A 2,960-nucleotide genomic window follows, 5' to 3' on the forward strand; every position below is an offset into this window, starting at 1 on the left:
TGTAGTTGGATATATATGTTTGCACGGGAATACGAGAATTCGTGAGCACTGCTGAAATTTGGTCGTAGAGATCTTTGACCCTATTATTTCGACCAAAAACAATTACTCCAATCTTATGCGAACCCGATCGACTGATATTGCCCAACTGAGTCAGGAAAGGGTCATCAGTCATAGAAATAATAATCGCTGGCTTTGTTCCTCCAACTCGATCAGGCAATTCAGATGCATTAAACAAGTGAGTAGAGCTTTGAAAGAAACGAGAAAACTCTGCAATCTCTCTCGTATTTCTGTAATTCTTAAATAGGCGGAATTGATTTCCGCCTTGAATCGAGACCTCTAACTCAGCAGAAATAGTAGAAATATCTGAACCATTTTCATTAATCGTCTGATTCTGATCACAAAACACCAAAACACTGCGAGGACCAACCCCTTTTAGCTTGGCAATGCGGAGCATCTCGTAAAACTTCGGAGGTAAATCTTGTCCTTCATCAATAATTAGATCTATGTCTAGGTGGTTTGACTCGTCTTTGTCTGGCAACAATCGAAGACCTTCAATAATCTTTGCATAATCTGCGGCATACGCTGACCTATCGTAAGGCGCGCGTCTCCTGAAAACTTCTTTATACCAGGAGTCGACCCATTGCTTTGTTTTTAGGACTTGGACGTTACCAGCGCTGTCAAGCGCCTCCCTCGTGAAGCGGTGCAGGACCTTGAAGTGCATAACCAAAGAAACTGAGCGTTTCATTTTAGCTAAACGCATCGCCTGATAGAGTGCTACGACTGTCTTTCCCGTGCCTGGAGGACCCGTCACAATAGCTGCACCCTTTTTAGGAACGTTTAGGAACACTTTTGCCTGATCATTATCAAGCTGTGAAAAGTCTGGTAAGAGCGCTGCCATGCTACAAAAGCTCCAAATACTTAAACCAACCCACAGATTCGGACCCGGTACCTCTGCCGGCAATCAACATTCGGTTTAAGAACACATTGTGTTCTGTGCAGCTTGTTTCAGAAACCAGTCCGCAACAATGACAGGTAGAGTGGTTCAAACCTAGAACGCCCTGTTGATCAGTTTCACGGCAAACAGGATCACCCGAACACCAACTTACATTCTCAATCATGCTTCTAACAACCCGATTAATCTTGGAGGGGTCGGACATATCTACAAGACCTCCCAAAGTTCCCTCCGCGTCAGCATCCGTCGTATATACTAGAATCCCTGCGTAGTTATCGCTCTCATCAATATAGATTCGTTCTCGCAGTGAAGAAGATGAATAACCCGATTCGAAGGTCAGCAAATTGATGAGGTTGTGCGAGATCGTGTGGGTAAGAATGAACAATGGGTTTGGACTTAAACCCAGTCGGCCTTGCTCTTTTAAGGCCTCAGCCGAGTTAATCTGACGAGAGGTGAGATTGTGAATAGCGTCTGCATGCTTCCCCATATAGCCTGAGAGCATGTCTTTATTTAGCTCAAAATAAATACCCTCACCAAAGCACTCGTTTGCCAGCACCCATGATTGAAACTTTGATAAATCAGAGGACTGAAGGCGATCACCCTTGCCTCGCTTAAAACCTATAAATGCACGAACTTCCCTTAAACGCCGCACGCGACCAATAGAAGAAAAAATTAACTGAGCTTCACTTCCATATTCTGCATCAATAGGTACGAAACTGAGATTAAAATTGTCCTCATCAACATCTATACCGTTTCGAAAAACAGTCAACTCCTCTTCTAGAAGATTGCGCTGAGCAACACCCTCATCAATCTCCTGTAAAGACCCATTCTCTCCCGCCGGCTCTAAATCAGCCCCCTCATTATCGTTTTCAACAAACAAAAACAGTTGGTAAATTTCATCAGCACTGCGAACATCCATTAACTTTTTGCTAACAAAATTAAGCGCAGACAAGTAATTTTTAAAGTTCCCCGGGTTCGCAGTTCTAAGCAAAAAAGACTCAAATCGTTTTTTCCGAATATCAACATCTACTTCTCCAGAGTCCTTTAGACGTTGTAAAGCCTCTCTTGTGACGTCAATTTCGTGAGCCGCAAATGTGGGGCCGGCCCCAAAACTACTAGAAGTATCTGAACTAATGTCCAAAGCTGACAATACTTTTGGCAGGTATATTGATGTGCTTCCTCTAGGCTCGCACCGCATAGGACGGTCGCACGAATCAGGTTCGTGTGAGCGAGTAAACCATGGCTGACGCCCTGTGCAACTTTGTCCTTTAGCACCAACAATTTCTCGCCCTAACGGCTTGGAAAATAAATCCGAAAAATTTCTCTCAGAGTTACAGGCTTTGCACTTCACATACATTTGATCAAAGTCGCCACCGGCGGCACCACCTGCATGATATTCAAGTTGATCTTCTCTCGAGCAAGTCGCTTCGACCCCCCTCGTATTACTATGTGCCCAACGCCCCCAATTAATCTCTCCAAGATGTCCATTGTCACAAAACGCGACAAACCTCATGGGTACCAAATCTGATTTTTTACAGGCACTATTGCTACACTTTGGCGCATGTCCATAATCTAAATTCACATCTTTTTTGTAGCATCGCTGTAGCTGCTTACAGCGAGGGCAATGAAACCAAGTAGGGAAATAGACAACTGGAACGGAGATATCATTTTCATCAGCGATGCCTCTAAGCTCTCGTCCTTGTACCTGCTGACTCAAGCGTTCCAAAGCAAGTTCTTTTTTAGGCTTCAACCAACATCCCGTGTCTTTTATTGCAAACCCAACACCCTCAAAATCAACAATTGATCCCGGCCCGAATGATGTAAAGATCTGACCTCTCCGTAATTTTAAATCAGCCATCGATCTTTACCCCCACGTCTGCATCTACTCCCCTCATTGAAGTCATAGGAACAATACCAACACCCGTTTCACCGCGTTTTCTCGGCAAAAGAACCTTTTCCTGATGCGTTGACATTTTTCCGTAATATTTTAATGCAGGGGGATGTTTCG

General features: G+C 44.1%; 2 protein-coding genes. Both read right to left on the minus strand.

All coding sequences use genetic code 11. From position 1 onward, the window contains the following. On the minus strand, positions 1 to 898 hold an 898-nt coding region (locus tag A3750_RS10765; RefSeq protein WP_068548260.1), incomplete at its 3' end, for a DNA/RNA helicase domain-containing protein. Position 899: 1 nt separating this feature from the next. After that, the gene (drmB, locus tag A3750_RS10770; RefSeq protein WP_068548261.1) at positions 900 to 2,810 is read right to left on the minus strand and encodes a DUF1998 domain-containing protein; all 1,911 of its coding nucleotides are present in this window, start codon (positions 2,808 to 2,810) and stop codon (positions 900 to 902) included. Between the last annotated feature and the right edge of the window lie 150 nt (positions 2,811 to 2,960).

Source organism: Oleiphilus sp. HI0079 (assembly GCF_001635105.1).